23 protein-coding genes are annotated in these 25922 nt (G+C 65.4%); 11 read left to right on the top strand and 12 right to left on the bottom strand.

The genetic code is table 11. The features are described 5' to 3' along the window. Nucleotides 1-10 precede the first annotated feature (10 nt). Together ABD050_RS07445 and ABD050_RS07450 are read right to left on the bottom strand one after the other, a co-directional pair. Nucleotides 11-1903 carry a pyrroloquinoline quinone-dependent dehydrogenase gene (locus tag ABD050_RS07445; RefSeq protein WP_343888622.1) on the bottom strand — a complete coding sequence of 631 codons (1893 nt, stop codon included), beginning with the start codon at nucleotides 1901-1903 and terminating at the stop codon, nucleotides 11-13. Beyond that, nucleotides 1900-2823: a cupin domain-containing protein gene (locus ABD050_RS07450; protein WP_343888623.1), complete on the bottom strand. Its 924-nt coding sequence runs from the start codon at nucleotides 2821-2823 to the stop codon at nucleotides 1900-1902. The genes ABD050_RS07445 and ABD050_RS07450 overlap by 4 nt, the downstream gene beginning before the upstream one ends. Before the next feature lie 201 nt (nucleotides 2824-3024). Between ABD050_RS07450 and ABD050_RS07455 the strand changes: the two genes are divergently transcribed. The 3 genes from ABD050_RS07455 to ABD050_RS07465 are packed head-to-tail and all read left to right on the top strand — an operon-like array spanning nucleotide 3025 to nucleotide 6277. Beyond that, nucleotides 3025-4290 carry an MFS transporter gene (locus ABD050_RS07455; protein WP_343888695.1) on the top strand — a complete coding sequence of 422 codons (1266 nt, stop codon included), beginning with the start codon at nucleotides 3025-3027 and terminating at the stop codon, nucleotides 4288-4290. Between the two features lie 23 nt (nucleotides 4291-4313). Next, nucleotides 4314-5501 (top strand): CaiB/BaiF CoA transferase family protein, encoded by a 1188-nt coding sequence (locus ABD050_RS07460; RefSeq protein ID WP_343888624.1) that lies wholly within the window; start codon nucleotides 4314-4316, stop codon nucleotides 5499-5501. Further along, nucleotides 5498-6277 (top strand): enoyl-CoA hydratase, encoded by a 780-nt coding sequence (locus ABD050_RS07465; RefSeq protein WP_343888625.1) that lies wholly within the window; start codon nucleotides 5498-5500, stop codon nucleotides 6275-6277. Before ABD050_RS07460 ends, ABD050_RS07465 begins: the two co-directional genes overlap by 4 nt. Nucleotides 6278-6477: 200 nt before the next feature. On the opposite strand, the gene ABD050_RS07470 is transcribed toward ABD050_RS07465, so the two are convergent. From ABD050_RS07470 to ABD050_RS07500, 7 genes are all read right to left on the bottom strand, one after another. Next, a complete protein-coding gene (locus ABD050_RS07470; protein WP_343888626.1) occupies nucleotides 6478-7965 on the bottom strand; it encodes an NAD-dependent succinate-semialdehyde dehydrogenase in 1488 nt (495 codons plus the stop codon). Further along, nucleotides 7965-9221 (bottom strand): iron-containing alcohol dehydrogenase, encoded by a 1257-nt coding sequence (locus ABD050_RS07475; protein WP_343888627.1) that lies wholly within the window; start codon nucleotides 9219-9221, stop codon nucleotides 7965-7967. The genes ABD050_RS07470 and ABD050_RS07475 overlap by 1 nt, the downstream gene beginning before the upstream one ends. Nucleotides 9222-9261: 40 nt before the next feature. Next, the gene (locus tag ABD050_RS07480) at nucleotides 9262-9642 is read right to left on the bottom strand and encodes a c-type cytochrome (RefSeq protein WP_343888628.1); all 381 of its coding nucleotides are present in this window, start codon (nucleotides 9640-9642) and stop codon (nucleotides 9262-9264) included. 14 nt (nucleotides 9643-9656) lie between these two features. Beyond that, nucleotides 9657-10973 (bottom strand): MFS transporter, encoded by a 1317-nt coding sequence (locus ABD050_RS07485; RefSeq protein ID WP_343888629.1) that lies wholly within the window; start codon nucleotides 10971-10973, stop codon nucleotides 9657-9659. Next, on the bottom strand, nucleotides 10970-12349 hold the full coding sequence (locus ABD050_RS07490) for an amidohydrolase family protein (RefSeq protein WP_343888630.1): 1380 nt from the start codon (nucleotides 12347-12349) through the stop codon (nucleotides 10970-10972). The genes ABD050_RS07485 and ABD050_RS07490 overlap by 4 nt, the downstream gene beginning before the upstream one ends. 194 nt (nucleotides 12350-12543) lie before the next feature. Next, nucleotides 12544-15579, bottom strand: coding sequence for a TonB-dependent receptor domain-containing protein (locus ABD050_RS07495; RefSeq protein ID WP_343888631.1), 3036 nt, complete (start codon nucleotides 15577-15579; stop codon nucleotides 12544-12546). Nucleotides 15580-15823: 244 nt separating this feature from the next. Then, nucleotides 15824-16429 (bottom strand): TlpA family protein disulfide reductase, encoded by a 606-nt coding sequence (locus tag ABD050_RS07500; RefSeq protein ID WP_343888632.1) that lies wholly within the window; start codon nucleotides 16427-16429, stop codon nucleotides 15824-15826. 16 nt (nucleotides 16430-16445) lie between these two features. On the opposite strand from ABD050_RS07500, the gene argH reads away from it, so the two are divergent. Genes argH through ABD050_RS07525 form a run of 5 tightly spaced genes read left to right on the top strand, consistent with a single transcriptional unit; the run spans nucleotide 16446 to nucleotide 21029 of the window. Next, a complete protein-coding gene (gene argH, locus ABD050_RS07505; protein ID WP_343888696.1) occupies nucleotides 16446-17816 on the top strand; it encodes an argininosuccinate lyase in 1371 nt (456 codons plus the stop codon). After that, nucleotides 17813-18049, top strand: a complete 237-nt coding sequence (locus tag ABD050_RS07510; protein ID WP_343888633.1) for a hypothetical protein — start codon at nucleotides 17813-17815, stop codon at nucleotides 18047-18049. Before argH ends, ABD050_RS07510 begins: the two co-directional genes overlap by 4 nt. 3 nt (nucleotides 18050-18052) lie before the next feature. Beyond that, nucleotides 18053-19315: a diaminopimelate decarboxylase gene (gene lysA, locus ABD050_RS07515; protein ID WP_343888634.1), complete on the top strand. Its 1263-nt coding sequence runs from the start codon at nucleotides 18053-18055 to the stop codon at nucleotides 19313-19315. Next, nucleotides 19312-20079, top strand: coding sequence for a precorrin-2 dehydrogenase/sirohydrochlorin ferrochelatase family protein (locus ABD050_RS07520; RefSeq protein WP_343888635.1), 768 nt, complete (start codon nucleotides 19312-19314; stop codon nucleotides 20077-20079). The genes lysA and ABD050_RS07520 overlap by 4 nt, the downstream gene beginning before the upstream one ends. Then, nucleotides 20076-21029, top strand: coding sequence for a zinc transporter ZntB (locus tag ABD050_RS07525; protein ID WP_343888636.1), 954 nt, complete (start codon nucleotides 20076-20078; stop codon nucleotides 21027-21029). The genes ABD050_RS07520 and ABD050_RS07525 overlap by 4 nt, the downstream gene beginning before the upstream one ends. Here the strand turns inward: ABD050_RS07525 and ABD050_RS07530 are convergent. Both ABD050_RS07530 and ABD050_RS07535 read right to left on the bottom strand, forming a co-directional pair. Further along, entirely contained in the window at nucleotides 21001-21606 is a 606-nt protein-coding gene (locus ABD050_RS07530) for a response regulator (protein WP_343888637.1), read from the bottom strand. The two genes, ABD050_RS07525 and ABD050_RS07530, sit on opposite strands and share 29 nt — an antisense overlap. 78 nt (nucleotides 21607-21684) lie before the next feature. Then, nucleotides 21685-22362, bottom strand: a complete 678-nt coding sequence (locus ABD050_RS07535; protein ID WP_343888638.1) for an ArsR/SmtB family transcription factor — start codon at nucleotides 22360-22362, stop codon at nucleotides 21685-21687. Nucleotides 22363-22432: 70 nt separating this feature from the next. Between ABD050_RS07535 and ABD050_RS07540 the strand changes: the two genes are divergently transcribed. The 3 genes from ABD050_RS07540 to ABD050_RS07550 all read left to right on the top strand — a co-directional run bounded on the left by ABD050_RS07540 (nucleotide 22433) and on the right by ABD050_RS07550 (nucleotide 24318). After that, nucleotides 22433-22741: an NIPSNAP family protein gene (locus ABD050_RS07540; RefSeq protein ID WP_343888639.1), complete on the top strand. Its 309-nt coding sequence runs from the start codon at nucleotides 22433-22435 to the stop codon at nucleotides 22739-22741. Continuing rightward, nucleotides 22738-23082 (top strand): antibiotic biosynthesis monooxygenase family protein, encoded by a 345-nt coding sequence (locus ABD050_RS07545; RefSeq protein ID WP_343888640.1) that lies wholly within the window; start codon nucleotides 22738-22740, stop codon nucleotides 23080-23082. Before ABD050_RS07540 ends, ABD050_RS07545 begins: the two co-directional genes overlap by 4 nt. Nucleotides 23083-23178: 96 nt before the next feature. After that, nucleotides 23179-24318: a GNAT family N-acetyltransferase gene (locus tag ABD050_RS07550; protein WP_343888641.1), complete on the top strand. Its 1140-nt coding sequence runs from the start codon at nucleotides 23179-23181 to the stop codon at nucleotides 24316-24318. Here the strand turns inward: ABD050_RS07550 and ABD050_RS07555 are convergent. Then, nucleotides 24218-25921: a hypothetical protein gene (locus ABD050_RS07555; protein ID WP_343888642.1), complete on the bottom strand. Its 1704-nt coding sequence runs from the start codon at nucleotides 25919-25921 to the stop codon at nucleotides 24218-24220. The two genes, ABD050_RS07550 and ABD050_RS07555, sit on opposite strands and share 101 nt — an antisense overlap. Between the last annotated feature and the right edge of the window lies 1 nt (nucleotide 25922).

The following is a 25922-nucleotide window of genomic DNA, read 5'->3' on the forward strand; positions in this document are numbered from 1 at the left end:
ACTCCAAAGGTTATTTCGGCAGCGCAAAGGCGATCACTTCGTCGCTCGATACCGGCGCGCCGTTGAATCCGCCGGTATCCACTGCGGCGACGAACTGTCGGCCGCTCTTGCCTTGATAGGTCATGGTCGCGCCGTAAATCGCGGCCGGCAAGGGCGCCGTCCACATCACCTCGCCCGTCCGCGTATCGAAGGCGCGCATCTTGTTTTCGTCAGTGCTGCCGAAAAAGGCGAGTCCGGTCGCAGTCGCGACCGGTGCGCCCGAGCTCAGCCGGCCGGTATCGCGCTTGCCCTCGGGCAGGCTGTCGGTGGTGCCGAGCGGCCGGCGCCACGCGATCGTGCCGTCATTGACGTTGACGGCGACCAGCTCGCCCCAGGGCGGCGGCCCGCACGGGTTACGCGTTTCGCGATCCATGAAATAGACATAGCCGCCGGCCAGATCCCAGGAGCCATTGGCCTGTTTGGCGAGCTGTTGCGGGCTCGCGAGCGAATTGACGTTGACGATGTAGAGCCCGCGCTGCGGATCGAAAGCGCCGCCGCCATAATCGATCCCGCCGAGACTGCCGGGAAAGAAGGCGACCGCTGAATCGGCGCGGAGCGGCTGGAACATCTTGCTCGAGACGATGTGATACTGGTCGACCAGCTTCTGGCACCGCTCCTTGATCTCCGGCGTGAGCGCGGCGATCTCCGACATGTCGAACGACAGCCGGGTGAGCGGCGGCGGCGCTGCCGGCATCGGCTGGGTCGGCGACGGCTGTTCGCCCGGAATGTCGGTGTCGGTCGGCACCGGGACTTCCTTCACGTCATAGATCGGCTTGCCCGTCACCCGATCGAGCAGGAACAGGATCGCCATCTTGCTCATGACCGCGATGGCGGGGATTGTCCGGCCGTTCTTCTTTACGTCGAGCAGGGTCGCGGCGGGCAGGTCGACGTCCCAGATGTCGTGATGGACCACCTGGAAATGCCAGAGATATTTGCCGGTCCGCGCATCGACCGCGACCAGCGAATTGCCGAACAGATTGTCGCCCTTGCGGTCCCCGCCCCAGCGATCGAAAGCGGGCGCCGCGACCGGCAGATAAGCAATGCCGCGCTTTTCGTCGACGACGATCTGAGTCCAGACATTCACGCCGGAGCGATTCTTCCAGCTGTCGCCTTCCCAGGTCTCGTGGCCGGGCTCACCGGGCTGCGGCACGGTGTGGAAGGTCCAGGCGAGCTTACCGGTGCGCGCATCCCAGGCGCGGACATCGCCCTTCGCGCCAAGCGACGGCGATTCCTGCACGCGCGAGCCGGTCAGGATCAGGTCGCCGTAAATGGCGGGCGGGCCCGACATGCCGTATTGCGAGCGGGGATTGCCGTTCATCACGTCGGGCGTCTTCATGTCGACGATCCCGGCGTCGCCGAAGGTCGGGACGGGCACGCCGGTCGCCGCGTCGAGCGCGATCAACCGGCCGCTGCGGGTGCCGAACACGATCTCGGGCCTGGCGCCTTTCGTCCCGGGCCAATATTGCACGCCGCGGGTCGAAGCCTGGTCGCGCTGGGGCAGCTGATAGGTCCAGATCTCCCTGCCCGTATCGGCATCGAGCGCGACGACCTTGCCGTACGGCGAGGGGAAATACATCACGCCCTTGATGACGATCGGCGTCGCCTGCGACGAGGAGAAGCCGGTCAGGTGGAAGCCCGCCGGGAAGTTTGGCGGCAAGGGCGGCGGCACATAGCCGGCGGGGCGCATATGATAGGTCCAGGCGACCTGGAGCTTGCTGACATTGTCCGGCGTGATCTGTTTGAGCGTCGAATAGCGTGTCGCGCCCTGGTCATTGCCATAGCTCGGCCAGTCGCTTCCCGATGGCCCCGCGGCCTGGGCTGAAACGGCGATGAAGGCGGTGGCGAGAAACAAGGCGTGCTTCAACGGGCGATCCTCGGGCGGGGGGCATTGGCGGCGACAAAGGCTGCCTTGGAGGCGAGGTCGCGGGCGACGCCGATGATCATCACGTCGAGCGGTGCTGATCCCGTGGAGCGGATCGACCGGGATTGGCCGAGATCGACGGGGATGACATCACCGGTATGAACGGTCGCTGTCTCCGATCCGACCGTCACGTCGCCGTCGCCCGACAGCACCAGATAGACCTCGCTCATGTCAGGCATCGTCCGCGCACCGATCGAGGCGCCGGCCGGGATGCGGAGATGATCGACATAGGACCAGGGGGTAGCGAACACGCTCGGCTCGAGCGTGCGGCGGAACATCACCGTGCCGGTGCCGCCGTCCATGCCGGCGACCGGCCGCAGCAGCGCGGGGTCGAAACGCGCGGAGATGAATTGCGGAATCGGATCGAGCGGCACGCCGACGCGCGGATCGTCGAGATTGAACGCGTCATAGAGCTTGGTCAGGCCGACATTGATATTGACCCATTGCAGCGGCTTGTCGGTCGCATTGTAGATGCCGTGCGCATGCCCCATCCGGTCCGGCACCGCGGCGGGCCCCTTCAACAGCGACGTGCGGCCGTCGATGGTGAATTGCGCCTCGCCGTCGAGAATGACGAACATCTCCTCGCAATTGTTGTGGAAATGCTCGCCGATCCCGCTGTGCGGCGCGATCACCCCGCGATGGACAAAGATCAGGTTGGTGCTGAGGGCATCGGTGCCGAAGATCGGGGCGAACTCCATTGATCCGGCGCCGTTATGGACCGCCTCGCTGTGGCGGTACTTGCTGGGATTGGTATGTCCGATCCGCTGCGCCAGCGGCCTGGTCGGCGGCGCTGATTGCGCGACGGCGGCTGAGACAAACAGCATCGGCGCGATCAACGCGCACGCGAGTCGGTGCTTTTTCAAACCATCTCCCCTAAGATTTCAACTGCCCGCTTGCGTGGCATCCGGGACTGCCGTTGTTCTTTGTTTCGAGCGATGCTAGCAGGGTGCAATATCATATACAATATGATCCTGCGGCGGTCGGCGCCGGGCGAAAACAGCGTGAGGGGACCGGACATGATGGCGACAGCAAGACGCTCGCGGGTACGAATCCTGTTGATTTTCATGCTTTTCCTGCTGAGCGCTGTCGCCTTTCTCGATCGCACCAACATTTCGGTCGCCGGCGTCCAGATGCGCCAGGAATATGGAATCGATCAGATTCATCTCGGCTGGGTCTTCAGCGCTTTCCTGATCGGCTATGCCGTTTTCCAGGTGCCGGCCGGCTGGCTCGCCTGGCGCTTCGGGCCGCGCCGCGTGCTAGCGGTCGCACTGGTCTGGTGGGGCGTGCTCTGCGTCCTCACTGCCCTTGTCTCGCCGCAGGGCGCGCACGCGTTGATCCTGCTGATCCTCGTTCGCTTCGCGCTGGGTGCCGGCGAATCGGTCATGTACCCGGCCGGCAACCAGTTCATCTCGCGCTGGATTCCGGTACAGGAACGCGGCAAGGCCAATGGCTGGATTTTTGCCGGAGTCGGCGCCGGCTCGACGCTCAGCCCGCCGCTGATCACCGCGATCATCATCGCCGATGGCTGGCGCGCCGCCTTCTATGCCTGTGCCGGGATCGGCCTGATCGCCGGCCTCGCCTGGTTCTGGCTCGCCCGCGACACGCCCGAGGAACATGAAGGCGTATCGCCCGCCGAGCTCGCGCATATCCATGCCGGGCTGGTCGCGCCGGGCGCCCCGCGCGCTGCCTTGCCCTGGGGGGCGATCCTCTCGAGCGGCAATGTCTGGGCCCTGTTCTTCAGCTATTTCGCGTTCGGCTATGTCGCCTGGATCTTCTTCAGCTGGTTCTTCATCTATCTCGCCGAGGCGCGGCACGTCGACCTGAAGGCGAGTGCCTTTTATTCGATGCTGCCGCCGCTGATGATGATGCTCGGCTGCCTGTCGGGCGGCTGGATCAGCGATCGGGTCACCGCCGCGCGGGGCCTTTATCCCGGCCGGTCCGGGCTCGCGATGGTGTCGTTCGCCCTCACCGCGCTCTTCGTGGTGCTTGGCTCGATGGCGCAGAGCACCGGCCTCGCGGTCGTCGTGCTGGCCGGTGGGGCGGGCGCGCTCTACCTCTCGCAAAGCTCGTTCTGGTCGGTCAGCGCCGATATCGCCGGGCCGCATACCGGCGTGGTCGCCGGATTCATGAACATGGGCTGCCAGATCGGCGGCGCGCTGACCTCGTCGCTCACCCCCTGGATCGCCGCTGAATATGGCTGGACGGCTGCGTTCGGCGTCGCCGGTGCGCTCGCCATCGCCGGCTGCGTGATCTGGGCGCTGGTCAACCCGAACAAACCGCTCGTGCCCGGAATGGAGCAGCGTATCGGCTCGATCGAGGCTATCGCCTGATGACGAAGAATGAGGAACCGACAATGACGACGCTGCCGCTCTCGGGGATCCGGGTGCTCGATATCTCCCAGGTCATGGCGGGCCCGTTCGCGTGCATGCTGCTCGGCGACATGGGCGCCGATGTGATCAAGATCGAGCCGCCGCGCGTCGGCGATTCGACGCGTCATTCGATGGGCTTCCGCCTGAAAGGGGAGGACAGCCCGGGCTTCCTCGCGCTCAACCGCAACAAGCGCAGCATCACGCTGGATCTCAAGGACGAGGCTGACCGCGAGGTGCTGTACGCGCTGGTCAAGACGGCGGACGTGCTGGTCGAGAATGCCCGGCCCGGCGTCGCGGCGCGACTCGGCATGGGGTATGAGACGCTCAGCGCGATCAATCCTCGGCTTGTCTATGCCAGCATCTCTGGCTTCGGCCAGACCGGCCCCTGGTCGCAGCGCCCGGGCTTCGACCTGATCGCCCAGGCCATGTCGGGCGTGCTGAGCTCGAACGGCTTTCCCGGCATGGAGCCGGCGAAGAACTCGATCGCGGTCGCCGATCTCGGCGCCGGGCTGTTCTCGGTGTACGGCATCCTCAGCGCGATCATCGGCCGCGAAAAGACCGGTGTCGGCCAGTATGTCGACGCCTCGCTGCTCGAGGCGGCGCTCGGCCTGTCGATCTGGGAGACGACCGAGCTCTGGGGCACGGGCAAGTCGCCCACCCCGATCGGCTCGGCCAACCGCATGTCGGCGCCCTATCAGGCAGTGCAGGCGTCGGACGGCTGGTTCGTCATCGGTGCCGCCAATCAGGGCCTGTGGCTGACCTTCCTCAAGGTGCTCGGCCGCGAGGAATTGCAGGAGGATCCGCTCTATTCCACCAACGCCGCCCGGGTCGCCAATCGCCTGGCGCTGATCGCCGATCTCGCCCCGACCTTCCTCAACCGCACCAAGGAGGAATGGATCGAGGCCCTGCTCGCCGCCGGCGTCCCCGCCGCACCGATCCTCGATTATGGCGAGGCCGTCGTCAGCGAGCAGGCGGTTGCGCGCAACATGGTGCAGGAGATCGCGCATCCCGTCGAGGGCAGCTTCAAGGCGCTCGGCTTCCCGGTGAAGATGGGCGGCACCCCGCAACAGGTCCGCTTCCCGCCGCCCCTGATCAACGAACATTCGGACGAGATCATCCGCGAGCTCCGGGAAAAAGGCCTGCTCCCGGCGATGCGGGCGGCTGCGGAATGAGCGGCCAGACCCATCTCGACCGCGACGGCGCGATTGCCCGGGTGCGGTTCGACAATCCCGCCGCGCATAATGCGCTGACTCACCAGATGTGGGTCGATCTTCACGACATCTGCGTTGAACTAGCCTCTGATCCGAGCGTCCGCGTCGTCACGTTCCGCGGCACCGGCGGCAAGGCGTTCATCTCGGGCACTGACATCAGCGGCTTCGCCGATTTCGCGAGCGGCGCGGATGGTGTCGCTTATGAGAACGAGATCGACATCTTCATGCGTTCGATCGACAAGATCCCGGCGACGACGATAGCGATCGTCGAGGGGTGGGCAGTCGGCGGCGGCCTCAACATTTCCAGCGCCTGCGACTTCCGCATTGCGACGCCGAGCGCGAAGTTCGGCTCGCCGATCGGCCGCACCATCGGCAATTGCCTGTCGAGCAGCAGCTATGCGCGGATCGGGGGCGCCATCGGGGTGCAGATTGCCAAGCGCATGGTGCTGTTGGGCGAGATGATCACCGCGCAAGAGTTGCTCGACAGCGGGTTCCTCTATCGGATCGCCGAACCCGAGGAGCTCGATGCCGTGGTCGAGGCCGTGGTCCACCGCGCCGCGGAGAACGCGCCGCTCACCACGCGGACGACCAAGGAGGCGATCCGCCGCATGACCTTCGACAATCTGCCCGACATCCAGGACCTGATCGCAACCGTCTATGGCAGCAACGACTTCCGCCGCGGCGTGCAGGAGTTCCTGGCGAAGACGAAAAAGACGCCGATCTGGTCAGGGGATTGATCGACTGGGATCGAGTCCGATCCCAAAAACACTTCGTCACCCCGGACCTGCTCCGGGGTCCACGGCGCCGCGAATCCGAGAGTTGAGGGTGCAGGGCAGTGGATGCCGGAACACGTCCGGCATGACGGTTTTGGGCGGTCGCGAATAGGCCAAAACGGCCGCCCCCATGCGGGAGCGGCCGCCTCGCGACCCGAAGAGCCTTACCAGCTCACGGCGATATATTTGGCCTCGGTATATTCATGCAGCCCATGATGCGAGCCCTCGCGCCCGAGCCCGCTCTGCTTGACGCCGCCGAACGGCGCTGCCGCATCCGACACAAGCCCACGGTTGAGCGCGACCATGCCGGCCTCGATCCGCTCGGAGATCGCCAGTCCCTTTTTCAAATCGCTGGTATAGACATAAGCGGCAAGGCCGAACTCGGTCGCGTTGGCGAGCCGGATCGCCTCGTCGACATCGTCGAACGGGGTGATCGGCGCGACGGGCCCGAACACCTCGGTCGTCAGGATCAGCGACTCGGGATGGATGTCGGCGATCACCGTCGGCGGGTAGAAATAGCCGTCGCCCTGGGGCGTCTTGCCGCCGAGCAATATGCGAGCGCCCTTGGCCTGGGCATCCGCGACCAGCATCTCGATCTTGTCGATCGCTTCCTGGTTGATCATTGCGCCGCACTCGGTCGCCGGGTCATAGCCCGGCCCGACCTTCAGCGCGCCCATCTTCTCGACCAGTCTCGCGGTGAACGCTTCGTAGACACCGCGCTGGACATAGAATCGGTTGGCCGCGGTGCAGGCCTCGCCGGCGTTGCGCATCTTGGCGATCATCGCGCCGTCGATCGCCGCGTCGAGATCGGCATCGTCGAGCACCAGGAACGGCGCATTTCCCCCCAGCTCCATCGAGGCGCTCAGCACCTGGTCGGCGCATTCGTGGAGCAGAATCCGGCCGACCTCGGTCGAGCCCGTGAAGCTGAGCTTGCGCACCCGCGGATCGTGCAGCATCGCGCGGCATACGCCGGGCGCATTGCTGGTGTTGATCACGTTGACCACGCCCGGGGGCACTCCCGCGTCGAGCATGATCTGGGCGACGGCGAGCGCGGTCAGCGGCGTCTCGGCCGCCGCCTTGAGGATCACGGTGCAGCCCGCCGCCAGCGCCGGCGCGATCTTGCGCGTGGCCATCGCCGCGGGGAAATTCCACGGCGTGATCAGCAGCGACACGCCGATGGGCTGATATTGGACCAGGATCCGGTTGTTGCCTGCCGGCGAGATCGCCAGCTCGCCGTTGATCCGCACCGCCTCCTCGGCATACCAGCGGAAGAATTCCGCAGCATAGCCGACCTCGCCGCGCGCATCAGCCAGCGACTTGCCGTTCTCGAGGCTGATCAATTGGGCAAGCCATTCGGCGTTGGCCATCATCATCTCCCAGCATTTCACCAGGATCTCGGCGCGCTTGCGCGGCGCGGTCGCCGCCCAGGCCGGGCCGGCGTCATAGGCAGCCGACACGCAGGCGAGCCCGTCCTCGACGCTGCCGTCGGCGATCATGGTCAGCACCTTGCCGGTCGACGGATTGCTCACCGGAATTCTGCCGCGGGCGCTGCCCTCCACCCAGGCATCGCCGATCAGCAGGTCAGTCGGGATCGCGAATGGCGCCTTGTGCTCTCCGGCTGCGGGCGCGTCGTAGTGATTCAGGGATTTCATCAGTCTGCCTTCTGGAGGTTCAAATTGACGCCGTCGAGCAGCCGCTCGCGGTCGCCGGCAAAGGCTGCCCGGGTGATGCGGCGCATCGCGTCGAGATCGAGCGGGCGGGGGTTGTTCTTGATCAGGCGGCCGGCGAGCAGCGAATTCTCGGCGACGAATTCCTGCTGGTCCTCGGCCAGGCCAAGCTGCTCGAGCGATTTCGGAATGCCGACCGAGGCGAACAGCGCTGCAATGCCGTCGATGAAGAGCTGCGACAATATTTCCTCGCTGCTCTCCGGCGTACCCAGGCCGACGATCCGGGCGAGCTCGGCAAAGGCCGGGGTGCAGGCCGGACGATTGAACTGCATGACGAAGGGGAGCAGCGTCGCGACGCCGTCACCATGCGCTGTATGAGTCAGATTACCGACCGGATATTGCAGCGCATGCGCCGCTGCCGTGCCGGCGGTGCCGAACGCGCAGCCCGCCGCCAGCGCGCCGAGCATCAGCTCCTCGCGCGCGGCCGCGTTGCTGCCATCGTCATAGGCTGGCTTCAGGCTGTCCCAGATGCTCTTGACCGCGAGCCGGGCGAAATGATCCGACAGCGCATTCTTGCCGACAAAGACATGCTCCTGAGTCAGCATTGCGTCGATCGGCCGCGCCAGCGTGGTGAAGGCCTCGACTGCATGAGTCATCGCATCCGCTCCCGAACAGGCGGTGAGCGCGGGCGGGCAGGTGGTCGTCAGCTCGGGGTCGCAGATCGCAGCGACCGGAATCAGATGGGGGCTGGCGATGCCGATCTTGATGCCACGCTCCTTGTCGGCGACGACCGCGACCGGCGTCACTTCGGAGCCGGTGCCGGCCGTGGTCGGTACGGCGACCAAGGGCAGGACCGGGCCGGGCACCTTGAACTCGCCATAATAGTCGCTGATCTGGCCGCCATGCGCGAGCAGCACCGCAACTACCTTGGACAGGTCCATGCAGCTGCCCCCGCCGATCCCGAGCACGACATCGGGCGCGAAGTCGCTCACCCGCGCGACGCATTCGAGGATCGATTCGATCGGCAGATCGGGCTGGGTCTGGTCATAGACATGAGTCTCGACGCCCGCGGCCGCGAGATCGGCGAGCATCGTCCGGAAAGCGGGGTCTGCGCTCAGCCGGGCATCGGTGCAGATCAGCGCGCGCCTGCCGAGCGAGGCAGTCACCGAGCCGATGGCGCGGCGCTGGCCGGCGCCGAACAGAACTGAGCGGGGAAGGCGCATGGCGCCGAAAATCGTCATTGAATCTCTGCCGAAAGAGGAAGTGAAAGGGAAATCGCGATCATTTTCTCGCGTCGCCGTGCTTGAGATAGGCGATGACATTGGCTCGATCCTGCGCGCCGGGCAGGCCTGGAAAGGTCATCCTCGTGCCCGGAACGACCTGTCTCGGGGCGGCGAGGAAGCGGGCGAGCGTCTTCTCGTTCCAGACGAGCTTCGAGACGGCCATCGCCGGCGAGTAGGAGAAGCCGGGCGCCCTGGCAGCGCGTCGGCCGACCACGCCGCGCAGATTGGGGCCAAGCCCGTTGCGGCCCGACGGGTCGACGCTGTGGCAGGCGGCGCATTTCTTGAACACCGTCGCGCCCGCCACCGGATCGGCATGCGGCGCTGCAAGCGCGCTCGATCCGGCCAGCAGGCCCAACGTTGTCAGCAAAGCAAGTTTCATCATTTTACTCCGTTTCACGCGACTATTGGCTCGGTGGCGTACAGGCGGCGCGAGGCGTCGACGGTCAGGCACAGCAGGGCGGCGAGAAGCGCGAGGCCGGCGATGATGCCGAACGCCGCACCCCAGCCATAGGCCTTGGCGACATAGGGGGTCGCGACCACCGCCAGCGACGCGCCGATATTGCCCAGCGTGTTCATCACGGCCGATGCCGAGCCGGCGAACTCGCCGCCGACATCGAGTGTCACTGCCCAGGATACGCCGACCGTCAGCTCGAGCGCGAACACACCGAGGCAGAACCACGCAATGCTGATCATCGGATCGGCGGCGAGCGCGGCCAGCGTCACGGCGACGCTCGACAGCCCGAATCCGACCACCGACACGATTCGCCGCGCGAATTTCACATTGCCGGTGCGCTTCAGGATGAGATCCGAGGTGAGTCCGCCCGAAATGTCACCGATCAGCCCGGCGATCAGCGGCAGGCTGGCATAGAAACCCATCTGCGCCAGATCGAAGCCACGCGCCGCGCTCAGATATTTGGGAAACCAGCTGAGGAACACGCCGATGTCATAGCCATAGCAGAAATACATCGCCGACAGTAGCCAGGTCTGCGGGTTGGACAGGATCTGGCCCCAGGGCACTATGCGCCTGCCCTTGGCGAAATGCCCAAGGGCCGCGGTGATGGTGTCGCGCTCGCCGTCGTTGACCAGCGCATGTTCGGCCGGCGTGTTGCGATAGAAGCGATACCAGAACACCGCCCAGACCATGCCCACCACGGCGAAGATCAGGAACGGCGCGCGCCAGCTATAGGCAGAGATCAGCGCCACCACCATCACCGGCGTCACGGCGCCGCCGAAGCGCGATCCGGCATGAGTCGCGCCCTGGGCCAGGCCGCGCTCCGAGGGCAGCATCCAGCGCGACAGCGCGCGATTGGCGATCGGGAACGCGCCCGCCTCGCCCATGCCGACCAGGAACAGGCAGATCGCCATCGAGGTCGCGCCCCAGCTGAACGAGGTCAGCGCGGTGAAGGTCGACCACCACACCACGACCCCGGCCATTGCGAGCCGCGGCCCGATCCGGTCGCCGAGCCAGCCGCCCGGAATCTGGAACAGCGCATAGGCGATCTGATAGCAGAACAGCACCCAGCCCATGGTGATGGTGGTGAAGCCGAACTCCTTCTCGATCGACGGCACCGACGCGGACAGCAGGACGCGATCCATATACGTGATGAAATAGGCGGCGATAACGAAGCCCAGCACCATGTACCGAACCCGCGACGGACGCGGCCCGCCGCCCGAGACGATCGCCGAAAGGGGGATCGGGGACAGGCTCACCGGCCGGCGGCTCCGCAGGCGTCAGCAGGACGGCCGGTGCAGGTCTGCCAGATCGTCGGCACGCGCTCGCCGGCCACGAACACCATGTCGATCGTCCGGGTATTGCGGATGTCCCGGGTCGGGTCCTTGTCGAGCACCAGCAGATCGGCTGCCTTGCCGGCCTGGAGCGTGCCGACATTGGTCGCATGCATGAGCTGGGCGTTGCGCCCCGTGGCCGCGGTCAGCGCCTGGAGCGGGGTGACGCCAGCCTTGACCATCAGCTCGAGTTCCCAGTGCGCGAAATAGCCGGGGAAGCGCGCGGTCGGCCCGCTGTCGGTGCCCATGCCGTATGGGATGCCTGCCTTCGCTTCGCGCGCGAAGTTCGCCATCGCGAGGTTGAGGACGCCGGGATATTTCGGGAAGTTCGGCCCCGAGGCGAGCCGCTTGCGCCGTGTCGGATCCTTGAGCTGGTCGATCACCGCCGGCGTCACGCCGCGCGAGAAGAAGGGATCGTCGACAAAGGGCAGCAGGTCGTAAGTGAACGATGCTTCGCGGCTGAGCGTGGCGGCGATCTGCCACACGCCCTTCGCCTTCATGTCGGAGAGCAGCTGCGTGTCCATCGGCGCATCGCGGACTTCGTGGGCGAAGCCGTCGATGCCCTCGCGGGTCAGTTCGCGGGCATTGTCGAGATAGAAGACATGCGCGATCGCTTTCTTGCTCAGCTTGTGCGCCTCGTCGATCACTGCGGTGCTGATCGCCGGCGGCATCCGGTCGGGCAGGCTGCCAAACTCGTCATCGACCCATAATTTGATGAAGTCGGCGCCTTTGGCCGCCTCGCGGTCGACCATCGCCTTTGCTTCGGCCGGGGTCGCGACCTGGGCGTCGAGCCCGGGCACCCCGCCATAGCTACCCTTGAACACAACGCCGCGCCCGGCGGTCCACACCCGCGCCCGGCCTGCCGGATCGGCACGGATGTCGCGGACGATATCGTGGATCTCGTCCTTGTCGGTGCCCAGCACCTGGACGCTCGTTACGCCATATGCCGCATAGAGACGGAGCTGCCGCTCGACATTCTCGCGGGTATAATATTTGAGGTCCTGGGTGATCCCGTCGACCAGGCCGAGATGGACATGGCTGTCGATAAGGCCTGGCATGACGAACTTGCCTGCCAGGTTGCGAATTTTCGCGCCCTTGGGCGCCTTCAGCCGCACCGCCGGCCCGACCCAGGTGATCCGCTTGTTCTCGATGATCAATGCTGCATCGCGTACCGGCGCCCGGCCGGTGCCGTCGATCAGGGTGAAATGCGAGAGCACCACAGTCTTCGCGCTCGCCGGCATTGCCAGCATCGCGCCGCTCGCGAGCAGCGCGCCCAGCGCCAGTTTCCTGACAATCGCCATCAGATCCACTCCATTGCCAAGGGCATTGATCGCCCATTTTCCGATGTTGTTATCGCTATCATCGTGGCGCGTTGTCGAGGCCGTTGTTTGGTCCGGTACGTCAGGGGACGCATACTGATCGCCATGGTCGTCATGTTCCGTCTGGCAAAAAGATCCGCCCGCCCCCGCAAGGGAGCGGGCGGACAGGGGAGGGATCAGAATTTAGTGCGAAGGCCGACCGAAATGATGCGTCCGATCGGGTTGGAGACGAAGCCGTTATAGCCCCACGCGCCGCCGAGAATGCCGGCGGTGTTGCCATTGTAGAAGGGCGGATCGCTGTCGAAGAGGTTCTTCACGTCGACATAGGCCTGCCAGCCGTTGAACATGCCCTCGCCCTTCATGGTATATTGGACATGGAGGTCGAAGGTGTTGTCGGCCTTGACATGGTCGCCGCCGCCGGTCGGGTTGCCTATGGAATTAACCGTGATCGGCGCCACCGAGCTGCTGATCCAGTTGCGATAGCCGCCGGTATGGTTCCAGAACAGGTCGGCCGAGAAGCCGCCCATTTCCCACCCGAACTGCGCACGATTCTTGAACTGCACCGACGGGAAGGTGGTGTTGTACCCCGATGTGTTCAGGATGTTGAAGTCGGTACCTCCGCCGAAATTCTGCGTGAATTTGGTGAAGTAGGTGAGCGCAGTTCCGATCGTGAAGGTGCCCAGGTCGCCGATCGGCCGGCGATAGGTGAACTGGGCGTCGATGCCCTCGACCGTCAGGTTGAGAGCGTTGCGCGTGCTTTGATCGAGCAGGAAGTAAACCGTCGCCGGCACTGCGCCGGAGATAGTCGCGCCGTTGGCGATATTGGCGAAGGTGTCGATCTGCGACTGGGTGCAGCCGGTCGGGCAGAGCGTCAGCAGGTTGCGCAGGCCCGCCGAGTTGACGATTGCCGACGGGCTGGGTGAGCTGACGCCGCCGACGAACTTGTTGTGGAAGAAGGTCACCGCCGCAACAAAGCCAGGCAGGAAGCGCGGCGACAGGTCGACACCGAAGGAATAGCTCTGGCCGGTCTGCGGCACCTCGTGGGTGAAGCCGCCGCCGAGCTGACGCCGAAGGCCCGGATTGGAGGTGAGGCCGATCGTGCAGGTGGTCGCTGTGCAGGACGCGCCGGGGATCGACACCACGTCCGGATAATTCGCGATCGGTACGAACAAGGTACCGTTTTGCGGCCCGACGCTGCCCGAAGCATAGAGATAGCCCTGGCTCGGATCGCCGATCACCGCGAGCGGCGGCGCCACGAAGGCGGTGGCATAGTTGGCGCGGAACTTGACGCCTTCCACCGGCTCCCAATTGGCCGCGAACTTCGGATTGGTCGTGTCGCCGACGTCGGAATAGCTGTCGTAGCGGCCCGAAATATCCACATCGAGCCGGTGAATCAGCGGGATGTCCATCTCCGGGGAGACGAGCGGTACGACGATTTCGGCATAGGCCGATTTGACCGTGCGGTGGTAATCATATTGCCGGAAGGTCGAGCCGGTGACGGACGGGCCGGTATTGCTCAGGCCGTTGATCTTCTGGGTCTCCTCGGCCCAATAATATTCGCCGCCAAATGCCAGCTTCACCTGGCCAGCGGGGAGGTTGAACAGTCCGCCCTGGAAATCCAGCTTGGCCTGGTTGAAGATGTTGTAGTTCGTGTTCTGTGAGTCGGCGCCGTAGAGCGACCGCAGCACGGCGGCTGAGGTCCGGTTGGCCGATCCGGTATTCCACACATCGAGCGCGTTGGACGCATTCAACGGCAGGTTGAGCGCGATCACGTTCTGGCCGGCGATATCGGTCTTTGTCGGATCGCCGCTGAGCTGCGCGGTCCCGTTGAGCGCGAGCAGCGCGCAAGGGGCGCAGAACCCGTCGATCGTGTTGAGCGCAGAGCGGTTCTTGCCGAACGCGTCGCTCAGCTTCACCGACCAGCTGTTGGTGATCTCATATTCCCCAACCAGCGTCGCGTAGATCGAATCCTCTTCCGATTCGGTCTTCCCATAGGCACCGTCCGCACGGTCGAAGCGATAGCTGACATTTTCCTGGTCAGCAGTCATGGCTCCGGCGGGGGCAACGAAGAACGGATTCACCTGGCCAGCAACGAAGCCGCGGCCCGGACCAAAGGCGGTGGCGGCGCTGATTGTGCCCGGCGCGTTGAGCGCCTTGGTCTTCTGGTTGTTGTAGTTGATCATCGCGGTGACCTGGAAGCGATCCGAGAATCGATTCGTCACCTTGAAGAGCACATTGGCGCGGTATTGGCTCGGCAGCAGCGTTGCATAGATCGAGTTGTTGCAAGGGGCATTTGCCGCGGTGTTCGCAACCGGGCTGGTCGCCGACGGCGAGAGGAACACCCCGGACGGCGTGGCGCCGCCGCCGGACAGGTGAGTCACCGCGAGGGTCGCGGGATTGCAGGAATAGCTGTTGGTATTGCTGCCGCCGACCGACCGATAGTCGCCCATGCTCGAAAAGTCGCGGTCGCGATTCAACAGGCTGCTCTGATGGCTATAGGCGCCGGCGATATAGACGCCGCCGGTATCCCATTTCTTGCCCCAGATGAAGTTGATGTCGTAATTGTGGTAATGGTCGGCGGCGCCGTAGCGGGCATTCGCCTCGAGCCCGTCAAAGGTCTTGCGGGTGATGAAGTTCACCACGCCAGCGACGGCGTCCGAGCCGTAGACCGACGAAGCGCCGTCAGCGAGGACCTCGACGCGCTCGATCGCGCTGACCGGGATGATGTTCGGATCGGTCTGGGCGAACTGGGTGCCGCCACCCGGCAGGCGCAGGCCGTCGGCGATCACCAAGGTGGTGTTCGACGAAGAGCCGGCGAGGCTGTGGATCTGCGGCGAATAATAGGAATAGGCGTTCTCGCCCTGTGCCACCGAGCCGGAAGTGGTGATGGCGGGGACGGTATTGACCAGTTCGGAAACATTGACCGGGGCCGTCTTTTCGATCGTTGCCCGGCCGACCGAAACCAGGTTTGAGCCGATCGGCGCAACGCCCTTGATGCTGGTGCCGGTGACGATGACGTCCTTGGACGGGTCAGTCGCGGAACCGTCCGACAAGGTCTCCGCTGGAGCGTCCTGCGGCGTGGGCAAGGCGGCGTCGTTCGCTGTCGTGATGCTTGGCGTGGCCTGGGCCAACGCTGTTCCGGGAAGCAGCACCATCGCAACCGACAGTGCAATCACGGAACCGCTCAGTTTGATCTTGGACGAGAATCGCATCTCGCTCCCCCTTTCAGATTGGTTATCCTCTCAATCCCCGATCTGATTTGATATTATATAGGATCGGAAATCGAGGCAGGTCTAGGATCGGTTCCGGGCCGCGTCAAGCGGTTCCGCACCGGTCCCATTCGATGTGATGTGCATGCAGATGCGGCGCGCAGCAGGAGCACCCTCGAGGGGCGGTTATCGCTGCGCCGGGTTGCGGCTCCCCATGTGCGGCAACGCGCCGCGACGGCGAGTCGACTCAGCGCGCCTCGGCGAGCAACGCCTTGGCCGTGCCGGTCGTCCAGTCCATCCCGCCGGTCATGCGCCACACTTCGCGGCCGGCCGAATCATAGAGGATGCTGGTCGGCAGGCTGGCATTATAGGCAACGCTCAGATCCGCCTTGGGATCGAGATTGGCCTGGAGCTTCGTATAGCCGCCCCTGGCCAGGAAGGACGTCACCTTGGCCCTGGCGTCATCGCCCAGGTCCTGGCTCACCGTGACCACCGTCATGTTGCTGGCGGCAGCATTGAGAGTCGGCATTTCGGTAACGCACGGCGCGCACCAGGTCGCCCAGAGGTTGAGCAGCACCGGCCTGCCCTTGAATGCGGCGATCGATGTCGGCCTGCCCGCCGGATCCTGAAAGGAGATTGCCGGCGCCGCTGTGCCCTTGTGGCTGCGGTCGATGGTACCGATCGCGTCGACGATCACCTTGTCGCCCGTCTTCGGCGCTTCGCCGGCAGGGGTGCCGGTGCCCTCGACAGGCAGCTTGTTGGCGTTTGCTTGCTCCTGCGTTGAGACTTGCCTATCGCAGCCCGCCAACAGGCCCAGCATCAGGAGCGGCACGATCGTCGAGCGGAAGGACATGGACGCATCCAATGCGATGTGGGGCGGCCGCTTCGCCGAAGGGCCGGCGGCGGTGATGCGCGAGATAAATGCCTCGATCCCGTTCGACAAGCGCCTCTGGCGCCAGGATGTCGCCGGCTCGAAAGCGCATGCGGCGATGCTCGGCGCCCAGGGCATCATCTCGCCGGAGGATGCCGCGGCCATCCTTGCCGGGCTCGAGACGGTCGCGGCCGGCTATGAAGCGAATGGCGTGGCCGACGATCTCGCGCTCGAAGACATCCATATGCAGACCGAGGCGCGGCTCGCGGAGGCGATCGGACCGGTCGCCGGGCGGCTCCACACCGCACGCTCGCGCAACGATCAGGTCGCGACCGATTTCCGGCTCTGGGTCCGCGACGCGATCGACGAGACCGATTCGGCGCTGGCCGCTTTCCAGGAGGCCTTGCTGACGCGCGCCGAGGAGCATGCCGCGAGCGTGATGCCGGGCTTCACTCATCTCCAGAGCGCGCAGCCGGTCACCCTCGGTCATCATCTCATGGCCTATTACGAGATGATCGCGCGCGATCGCAGCCGTTTCGCCGATGCGCGGGCGCGGCTCAACCTGTGCCCGCTCGGCTCGGCCGCCCTGGCCGGGACCGGCTTTCCGATCGACCGGACGATGACCGCTGCTGCGCTCGGTTTCGACGGTCCCACCCGCAATTCGCTCGACGCCGTGTCCGACCGCGATTTCGCGATCGACTATCTGGCCGCGGCGGCGCAGTGCGCGCTGCATCTGTCACGGCTCGCGGAAGAGTTCGTGCTCTGGGCGTCGCAGCCCTTCGGTTTCGTGTCATTGAGCGATCAATGGTCGACCGGCTCGTCGATCATGCCGCAGAAGCGCAATCCGGATGCAGCCGAACTGGTGCGCGGCCATTCGGGGCGGATCATCGGCTGCCTGACCGCGCTGATGATCACCATGAAGGGCCTGCCGCTCGCCTATTCGAAGGACATGCAGGACGACAAGCCGCCGGTATTCGAGGCAAGCGATCTGCTCGGCCTGTCGATCGCGGCGATGACCGGCATGGTGTCGAGCGCGACCTTCCGGACCGATCGGATGCGCGGCGCGGCCGAGGCCGGCTTCGCGACCGCGACCGACCTTGCCGACTGGCTGGTGCGGGTGGCGAATATTCCGTTCCGCGAGGCGCATCATATTACCGGCCATGCGGTGAAACGCGCCGAAACACTGGGCGTCGCGCTCGACACCCTGTCGCTCGACGATCTGAAGTCGATCGATGCGCGGATTGACGAACGGGTCTATGACGTGCTCGGAGTCGACGCGTCGGTCGCCGGCCGGACGAGCTTCGGCGGTACCGCGCCGGCGCGGGTGCGGGCTGCGATCGCAGTCGCGAGAGAAGGACGAAAGCCATGAGGATCGCCGTTGTGCTGGGGGCAGCGCTCATCCTGTCGGGGTGCGGCGCCTCCAAGGGACTGACTCCGCAGAAAGGCGCGTCTTTACCGCCCGCGCCTTATGGCGCGACCAAGCCGCTGACCGCTACCGAGCTTCTGACCGCGAGCAACCAGGCGCGGCCCGAGCGCAGCGACGAGCTGCTCAAAGGGTCGCAGGACCGGCGCAGCGACGATTTCGATCTGCCGCCGAACTGACGCATGGATCATTTCAGTCTCATTGACGGCGCGATGCACGCCGAGGGCGTCCCGCTCGAACTGATCGCAGCCACGGTCGGCACGCCGGTCTATGTCTATTCGCGGGCGACGCTGACGCGCCATGCGCGGGTCTTCCGTGAAGGCCTTGCCGGAGTCGAACGCGCACATTTCGCCTACGCGATCAAGGCCAACCCCAATCTCGCGGTGCTGCGCGTCCTTGCCGATGCCGGCTATGGCGCCGACGTCGTCTCGGGCGGCGAGCTTGCCCGGGCGCTGGCGGCGGGGATGCGCGCTGAGGATGTCGTGTTCTCGGGCGTCGGCAAGACCCGCGCCGAGCTGCAGCGCGCACTCGATGCCGGGATCGGCCAGTTCAACCTCGAGCTCGAGGAAGAAGGTATTGCGCTGTCCGGCCTCGCCATGGCGGCCGGCACCCGCGCCAATGCCACACTGCGGGTCAATCCCGATGTCGATGCCGGCACGCACGCCAAGATCTCGACCGGCAAGCGCGAGAACAAGTTCGGCGTGCCGATCGATCAGGCGATTGCCATTTACGGCCGGCTCGCTGTGCTCCCGGGCCTCGCGATGCGCGGTATCGCAATCCATATCGGCAGCCAGCTGTTCGATCTCGCCCCGCTCGAGGCCGCCTATCGCCGGATCGGCGAGCTGGTCGCCGCACTGCGCGCGGCGGGTCATGTCATTGAGCGCGTCGATCTCGGCGGCGGCCTCGGCGTGCCCTACAAGGAAGGCGACAATCCGCCGAGCCCGGCCGACTATGGCGCGATGGTCGCGCGGGTGACGAAGGGCTGGAACGTCATGCTGATGTTCGAGCCGGGCCGGGTGATCGCAGGCAATGCGGGCGTGCTGCTGACCAGGGTGATCTGGGTAAAGCCTGGCGTCGTCCACCCCTATGTTATCGTCGATGCCGCGATGAACGATCTCGCCCGCCCGGCTCTGTACGATGCCTGGCATGATTTCGCCGCGGTCCGCCCTACGGGAAAGCGCATGGTCGCGAATATCGCCGGGCCGGTCTGCGAAAGCGGCGACACCTTTGCGATGGCGCGTGATATCGATGCGGTGGTCGAAGGGGATCTCGCCGTTTTCCGCACCGCGGGCGCTTATGGCGCGACGATGGCGAGCACCTACAACAGCCGGGCCCTGGTGCCCGAAGTGATGGTTGATGGCGACAAATATGCCGTGGTCGCCGACCGGATCGAGCCCGAGACGATCATCGCCGCCGAACGCTTGCCGGAGTGGCTGACTGCATGACCCTTCACAGCCTGCCGCTCTTCGTGCGGCTGGCGGGCCGGCCGGTGATCCTGCTGGGCGAAGGGGAGGCGGCCGATGCCAAGAGGCGGTTGCTCGAGCGCGCCGGGGCGGTGATTGCCGATGAACGCACCGATGCGGCGCTGGCGGTCGTCGCGATTGCGGAGGCGCGCGAGGCGGGTGAAGCGGTCGCGCGGCTGAAGGCGCGCGGCATCCTCGTGAACGCAGTCGACCGGCCCGATTGGTGCGATTTCACCCTGCCGGCGATCGTCGATCGCGATCCGGTCCTGATCGCGATCGGCACCGGCGGCGCCTCGGCCGGGATTGCGGCAGCCTTGCGCCAGCGGCTCGAAACCCTGTTGCCGGCGGGCCTTGGGGGGCTGGCAACTGCCTTGTACCAGTCCCGCACGGCGCTTCGGGCGAAATGGCCGGCGATCGATGATCGCCGCCGTGCGCTGGGCCGCGCGCTTGCGCCGGGTGGTGCGCTCGATCCGCTCGAGGCGAGTGCCGAGGCAGTGCCGGCATGGCTGGCAGATGCTGGCGTGACCGGCAGCGGGCTGCTCACCATTCAGCTCCGGTCCGCAGACCCTGACGACCTGACGATCCGCGAGGCGCGGCTGCTTGGGCTGGCCGACCAGCTTTACTTCCGCGCCGATGTGCCGCGCGCCATTCTCGATCGCGCGCGCGCCGACGCGATTCGGGTCCCGAGCGCCGGCCCGCCGATCGCGCCCGGCCCCGGCCTCGCAATCTATATGGAGATGGCATGAGCGGTTTTGCGTATCGGGTGTCGGGCGGCAAGGCCGAGCGGGTCGAGATCAAGCAGGCACTGGCATCGGAAGCCGATCTGGTCTGGGTCCATCTCACGACCAACAACGAACATGCCCAGACCTGGCTCATCGACGAGGCGAAGGCGCCCGATTACATCGTCGATGCGCTCACCGCGACCGAGACCCGGCCGCGCTGCGATGCGCTCGGCGACGGCGCCTTTCTCAACATGCGCGGCCGCTCGAGCGAGGAAACGAGCTCATCGGATCCGCTTGCCTCGGTACGAATCTGGGCGACCAAGGGCCGGGTGATCTCGGTGACTCGGCGGGCGCTGATCGCGGTTGACGATGTGATCGAGGCGATCGAGGGTGGCGAGATCCGCGATCCTGGCGATCTGATCGCCGAGTTCGCGACCGCCATCACCCGCAACCTGGATCCCGACGTGGCCGATCTCGGCGACCTGCTCGACGACTGCGAGGCTGATCTCGATGCCGACAAGGTGTTCGAGCTGCGCCGCAACGTCACCAAGGTTCGCGTGGCCGCGATCGGCTATCGCCGCTTCCTTGCCCCGCAGCGGGCAGCGCTCGAGAAGCTCGCCGCGTTGCCGTGCGACTGGTTGCAGGATGATGACCGGCTCCATCTCAACTCCGCCGCTGATCGTGCCGCGCGAATGGCCGAGGAACTCGAGAGCATTCGCGAGCGGGCCGCGCTGACGCACGAGGCGCTGACTGACCTTCGCGCCGAACAGATCGACAATCGCGCGTTGATCATTGCCGTGGTGGCGATGGTGTTCCTGCCGCTCACCTTCATTACCGGCCTGCTCGGCATGAACGTCGACGGCATTCCCTACGCCCATGAACCCTGGGCTTTCGATGCCGTCACGGCGACATGCGGGGTGATCGCAGCCGCGATCTCGATCTACTTCATCCAGCAGCGCTGGTTCCGGCGCTGAGCCGGTCCACTTGTTCGTTGAGCGCCTGGATCGAGATGATCAGCCGCTGACGATCGGCCCGGGTGGCGGCGAGCGCAGTCTTCGTCTCGCCCAGTTCCATCGCGCGCGCTGCGATCCGCGCATCAAGCGTTGCGTTGGAGCGCTTCAGTTCAGCGATCCGCCGCGCACGGGAAAGCGCACGCTCGATCCTCGCGGCGAGGACCTCGAAGGCGTAAGGCTTGGCGACATGGTCGTCAGCGCCCGCTGCGAGGGCCTCGACCGCGGCGGCGGGATCGCCGCGCCCGGTCACCATGATGACCGGCAGATCGACGGTCTCGCGGCTGCCCCGGATTTCCTTGAGGACATGGATGCCGGACATATGCGGCATGACCATGTCGAGCAGCACGAGATCGAAGCCGCGCGCAGCGATCAGGTCAAGCGCCTCGGCGCCGTTGTCACTGAGCACGGTCAGATAGCCGAGATGGGCGAGCCGTCGGCCAAGCACGTTGAGATTGGTCCGGCTGTCGTCGACCGCGAGGATCGTCCGCACCGCGCTGCGGCGCGAGCTGGCCGGTTGCATCGTTCCGAAAAGCTCCATCACGCGGTCCTGCTCCCTTTGGCGAGTCCCCTCTAACGCCATTGGCGTCACAATTTGGTTAAGTGCTTGGCAACCACTCTAGTCGACGAGGAACGCCGCTTCGAACGCCGCGGCGCCGCGCGGATGGAAGCGAATTACACGCCCGTCGCCACGCGATGCCCAGCCTGCCGCAACGATGTGATCGAGAATGGCCGCCCCCAACGCGCCGCCGAGATGGCTTTTGCGCTCGCTCCAGTCGAGGCAGAGCCGGCACAAGGGTCGCCGCGCGCCACGCAGTGCCGGCATGGCCAGGCCAATGCCGCTGAAAAAGGCGACGCCGTCGGCGGTCACCACCGGGGCGTCGCCGGCGGTGATCACGCCGCGTTGCTGCAGCCGCTCCATCAGCGCGACCGCGCGTTCACCGGCCAAATGGTCATAACAGACGCGCGCGGCGCGTAACGCGGCATCGCGCGGGCCCGTCCGGGTGCGGACAGCGCCGGTGCGCTGGGCCAGCCCCATCAGGTTCTCGATCACTTCGGCGACATCGGGCCCCGACAGCTCGAAATAGCGATGCCGTCCCTGCTTGCGCGCCGTCAGTAACGCTGCCTCGCTCAGCCTGGCGAGATGCCCGCTCGCGGTTGGCAGGCCGATTCCAGCTGCTCCGGCCAGTTCGCTGACGGTCAGCGCGCGGCCATCCATCAGCGCGCTCAGCATGTTGGCGCGGGCCGGATCACCGATCAGCGCCGCAATCGAGGCAATGCTTGGGCCCTCTTTCATAGTTCGTTCTTAGCCGAACCATTGGCGTCGCTCAAGCGGGTATCAGGCGGCTCGCCACCTGGAGGACATCATGATCACCTGTTTCATCCGTTATGAGATCGATCCGTTCAAGGTCGAGGCTTTCGACCATTATGCGCGCAACTGGGGCGAGGCGATCCCGCGCTGCGGCGCCGACCTGATCGGCTATTTCGCGCCGCATGAGGGTTCGGCTACCACGGCCTACGGCGTTTATTCGGTTGCCGATCTCGCCGCTTACGAGGCGTATCGCGCCAGGCTACGCGACGATCCGCTCGGTCGCGACAATTTTGCCTTCGCGCAGGCCGAGCGGTTCATCCGCCGCGAAGACCGGATTTTCCTGCGCCTGGTATTAGGCCAATGATCGCGGTTATCTTCGAGGCGCTGCCCGCTCCGGGGCAGCGCGCGCGCTATCTCGATCTGGCGGCGGCGCTCTGCCCGGAGCTCGACACGATCGACGGCTTCATCTCGATCGAGCGTTTCGAAAGCCTGGTCGAACCGGGCAAGATCCTCTCGCTTTCCTTCTTTCGCGACGAGGCGGCAATCGCGGCCTGGCGCAACCGGCCCTCCCACCGGAAAACCCAGGCGCTGGGGCGTGGCGCGGTGTTCGAGGACTATCGGCTCCGTATTGCCTCGGTGATGCGCGATTACGGCATGAACGAGCGGGGCGAGGTGCCGCCCGACAGTCGCGCGGCTCTCGCGTGAAGTCGGTCCCGCTTACCGCCGATCACGCTCCATCCGGTTGCTTCGATTGCTGAAACGCCCGTTGTCGCGGGTGGCGGCGCTCCCTAGTTAGGGCCGGTGAGCAAAGCCGCCATTACCGCCCGAATCGCCGAAGGCGTTGTCTCGATTGCGGCCGGCGACTGGGATGCGTGCGCCGGCACCGCCAATCCCTTCACCAGCCATGCCTTTCTCTCGATCCTCGAGGAATCGGGCAGCGCGACCGCGGCGACCGGATGGCAGCCGCTTCCGATCGTTATCGATGGGGCGGATGGCCGCCCGGCCGCGATCGCGCCTGCTTATGGCAAGAGCCACAGCCAGGGCGAATATGTCTTCGATCACGGCTGGGCCGATGCATGGGAGCGGGCCGGCGGGCGCTATTATCCCAAGCTGCAGATTGCCGTTCCCTTCACGCCCGTGCCGGGCCCGCGCCTGTTGCTGCGCGAGGTGGCGCATGCGCCCGCGCTGATCGCGGCGATCGAGGCGGTGACTGATCGGCACGGTCTTTCCTCGGCACACGCGACCTTCATTGCCCCCGAGCAATTGCCCTTGTTCGAGACGGCGGGCTGGCTGATCCGTGCCGGCACTCAATATCACTGGCAGAATCAGGGTTATGCCGGATTCGAGGATTTCCTTGGCGAGCTGGCGAGCCGCAAGCGCAAGGCGATCCGCAAGGAGCGCGCCGGCGCGGTCGACGGGCTGACGATTCGCCACCTGACCGGCGATGCGATCACCGAGGCTGATTGGGATGCGTTCTGGATTTTCTACCAGGACACCGGCTCGCGCAAATGGGGTCGGCCCTATCTGACGCGCGCCTTCTTCTCCTTGCTGGGCGAACGGATGGCGGACAGGATATTGCTGATCCTCGCCGAGCGCGACGGCCGGCCGATCGCTGGCGCGCTCAACCTGATCGGCGCCGATACGCTGTACGGGCGCTATTGGGGGTGCGTCGAGGAAGTGCCCTTCCTCCATTTCGAGCTTTGCTATTATCAGGCGATCGATGCGGCGATCGCGCTTGGGCTGAAGACGGTCGAGGCGGGCGCGCAAGGCGAGCACAAGCTCGCCCGCGGCTATATTCCGGTCCCGACCTGGTCAGCGCATTACATCCCCGACGCCGGTTTCAGGCGCGCGGTTGCCGATTTCCTGGCGCGGGAGCGGGAGGCAGTGGCGTCGGAGCGGGAGTGGCAGGGAGAGATGACGCCGTTCCGCCGCGCGCCCTGAGCAGGCGCGCGCGAGCTTCGAGAAAGCGGATTTCCTCCGGAAACAGCGGTGCCGGCGGCGGGTTGGCATTGTGGTCGACCCGGAACAGCACGCTCGTGCCGTCGCGCCAGATCTCGACCAGGCCGGCATTGAGTTTCGGATCATAGGCCGGTGGCCTGATGAGCCAGACATAGTCGAACGCCTCGCGCGGGAAGCGCGCCATCGAGACGTTCAGGCTGCGCCACCATTCGCCCCGGCATTTATGCTCGGTCACGATCTGTGAGGCGTCATGCGCAAAGCCCCGCGCGATCGAGTAGCGCGTCGTCAACAGCTGCGCGCCCGCCATCGACCATTGATCATTGGTGTAAGCGAGCTTGCGTTCGAGCGCGATTGCCGGGAGGTGCTCGAGCCGCGACATGAACCACGGATTGTTGCAGGTCGTCCCGACGAAACTGACCATCTTGGCGCCGACCGGCACATGATCGAGCGCCTTCAGCTCGCGCTGATAGGATTGGTTGTAAATCCAGAAGCTTGCAGTCGTTCCGCCGATCCGGACCAGAAAGAAAACCAGCCCCACCGCCGCCAATGTCGCCGCGTGGCGGATCGACAGGCCCGGCCGAGGCCGCAACGCGATGACCGCGATTGCGATCATGAAGGGCGCGAGGCGCATATCGGCATAGGCTGAACCGAACACGATCCGCGGCAGGACGATGAACACGGCGAGCAGGAACAGCGCAGACAGGCCGAGATTGCGCGAATATTCGATGGCCGGATCGCGGAATCCCTTGAACAGGATCAGGCACAGGATTGCCGCCGACGCGATGTCGAAACGGGGCCAGCGATCGCACAGGATCTTGGTCAGCCACATCATCTTGGCTTTCCAGTCGAACCAGTCGGAGGTCTCGCCACCGACATGGTTCCCGCTGCGCCATAGCACCATCAGCACCATTGGCAGCGCAAGGGGGAGGCAGCCGAGCCCGGCCCGCACCCACGCCTTGATCCAGCGATGCCCGGCATCATGTTGGCGAATCATCTCGGCCGAAAAGGCGAGGACGCCGAGCACGCCCCAGCCAAAAGTGTGGCACAGCCAGAGAGCGCAGGACAGAGGCACGAAGATGATCGCCCGCAGCCGAAACGCGCCCAACCGCGCGAGCCTGAGCCATAGGGCAAAAGCGTTAAGCGCAATCGCCATGGACAAGGCAAAGTTAACGAAACCAAAATGGAAGGGAAAGCTGTAGGCAATCGCCAGCGCGAACAAGGCGGTAGCGGGAATGCGGCCATGCACTTCGCGCGCAATCCACAGCAATCCCGTTACAGTCATGGCGGGGATCGTAATAACGATCAGCTTGACCGCGAATTCCAGGCCGAAGATCTTTTCAAGGGGAATCAGTAGGATATCGACCCCGAGGTTGCCGATTAGCTGCCAACTGAAATTGTACCAATTGCCCAGCCACGGATTATCGCCGATCGCAAGCTGAACTCGGTAGCGCCCCATATGGCCGGGCAGGTCGACGAGAGGCGGGATATCCGGCACCCATAGGGGAATGGTTGCCACGATCGCCATCGCCACGACGAACCATCGCGTTTGCCACCAATGCAGCGTTCTAGGCTGGTCACCCCTCATT

It is taken from the genome of Sphingomonas oligophenolica, assembly GCF_039522915.1.
In the GTDB taxonomy this organism is placed as follows: domain Bacteria; phylum Pseudomonadota; class Alphaproteobacteria; order Sphingomonadales; family Sphingomonadaceae; genus Sphingomonas; species Sphingomonas oligophenolica.

Excerpts from the sequence above, each read along its gene's own strand:
- ABD050_RS07455 (WP_343888695.1), top strand. The coding sequence starts at position 3,025 with ATGCTTTTCCTGCTGAGCGCTGTCGCCTTTCTCGATCGCACCAACATT.
- ABD050_RS07460 (WP_343888624.1), top strand. The coding sequence starts at position 4,314 with ATGACGACGCTGCCGCTCTCGGGGATCCGGGTGCTCGATATCTCCCAG.
- ABD050_RS07465 (WP_343888625.1), top strand. The coding sequence starts at position 5,498 with ATGAGCGGCCAGACCCATCTCGACCGCGACGGCGCGATTGCCCGGGTG.
- ABD050_RS07470 (WP_343888626.1), bottom strand. The coding sequence starts at position 7,965 with ATGAAATCCCTGAATCACTACGACGCGCCCGCAGCCGGAGAGCACAAG.
- ABD050_RS07475 (WP_343888627.1), bottom strand. The coding sequence starts at position 9,221 with ATGACGATTTTCGGCGCCATGCGCCTTCCCCGCTCAGTTCTGTTCGGC.
- ABD050_RS07480 (WP_343888628.1), bottom strand. The coding sequence starts at position 9,642 with ATGAAACTTGCTTTGCTGACAACGTTGGGCCTGCTGGCCGGATCGAGC.
- ABD050_RS07490 (WP_343888630.1), bottom strand. The coding sequence starts at position 12,349 with ATGGCGATTGTCAGGAAACTGGCGCTGGGCGCGCTGCTCGCGAGCGGC.
- ABD050_RS07495 (WP_343888631.1), bottom strand. The coding sequence starts at position 15,579 with ATGCGATTCTCGTCCAAGATCAAACTGAGCGGTTCCGTGATTGCACTG.
- ABD050_RS07500 (WP_343888632.1), bottom strand. The coding sequence starts at position 16,429 with ATGTCCTTCCGCTCGACGATCGTGCCGCTCCTGATGCTGGGCCTGTTG.
- argH (WP_343888696.1), top strand. The coding sequence starts at position 16,446 with ATGTGGGGCGGCCGCTTCGCCGAAGGGCCGGCGGCGGTGATGCGCGAG.
- ABD050_RS07510 (WP_343888633.1), top strand. The coding sequence starts at position 17,813 with ATGAGGATCGCCGTTGTGCTGGGGGCAGCGCTCATCCTGTCGGGGTGC.
- lysA (WP_343888634.1), top strand. The coding sequence starts at position 18,053 with ATGGATCATTTCAGTCTCATTGACGGCGCGATGCACGCCGAGGGCGTC.
- ABD050_RS07520 (WP_343888635.1), top strand. The coding sequence starts at position 19,312 with ATGACCCTTCACAGCCTGCCGCTCTTCGTGCGGCTGGCGGGCCGGCCG.
- ABD050_RS07525 (WP_343888636.1), top strand. The coding sequence starts at position 20,076 with ATGAGCGGTTTTGCGTATCGGGTGTCGGGCGGCAAGGCCGAGCGGGTC.
- ABD050_RS07530 (WP_343888637.1), bottom strand. The coding sequence starts at position 21,606 with ATGGAGCTTTTCGGAACGATGCAACCGGCCAGCTCGCGCCGCAGCGCG.
- ABD050_RS07535 (WP_343888638.1), bottom strand. The coding sequence starts at position 22,362 with ATGAAAGAGGGCCCAAGCATTGCCTCGATTGCGGCGCTGATCGGTGAT.
- ABD050_RS07540 (WP_343888639.1), top strand. The coding sequence starts at position 22,433 with ATGATCACCTGTTTCATCCGTTATGAGATCGATCCGTTCAAGGTCGAG.
- ABD050_RS07545 (WP_343888640.1), top strand. The coding sequence starts at position 22,738 with ATGATCGCGGTTATCTTCGAGGCGCTGCCCGCTCCGGGGCAGCGCGCG.
- ABD050_RS07555 (WP_343888642.1), bottom strand. The coding sequence starts at position 25,921 with ATGAGGGGTGACCAGCCTAGAACGCTGCATTGGTGGCAAACGCGATGG.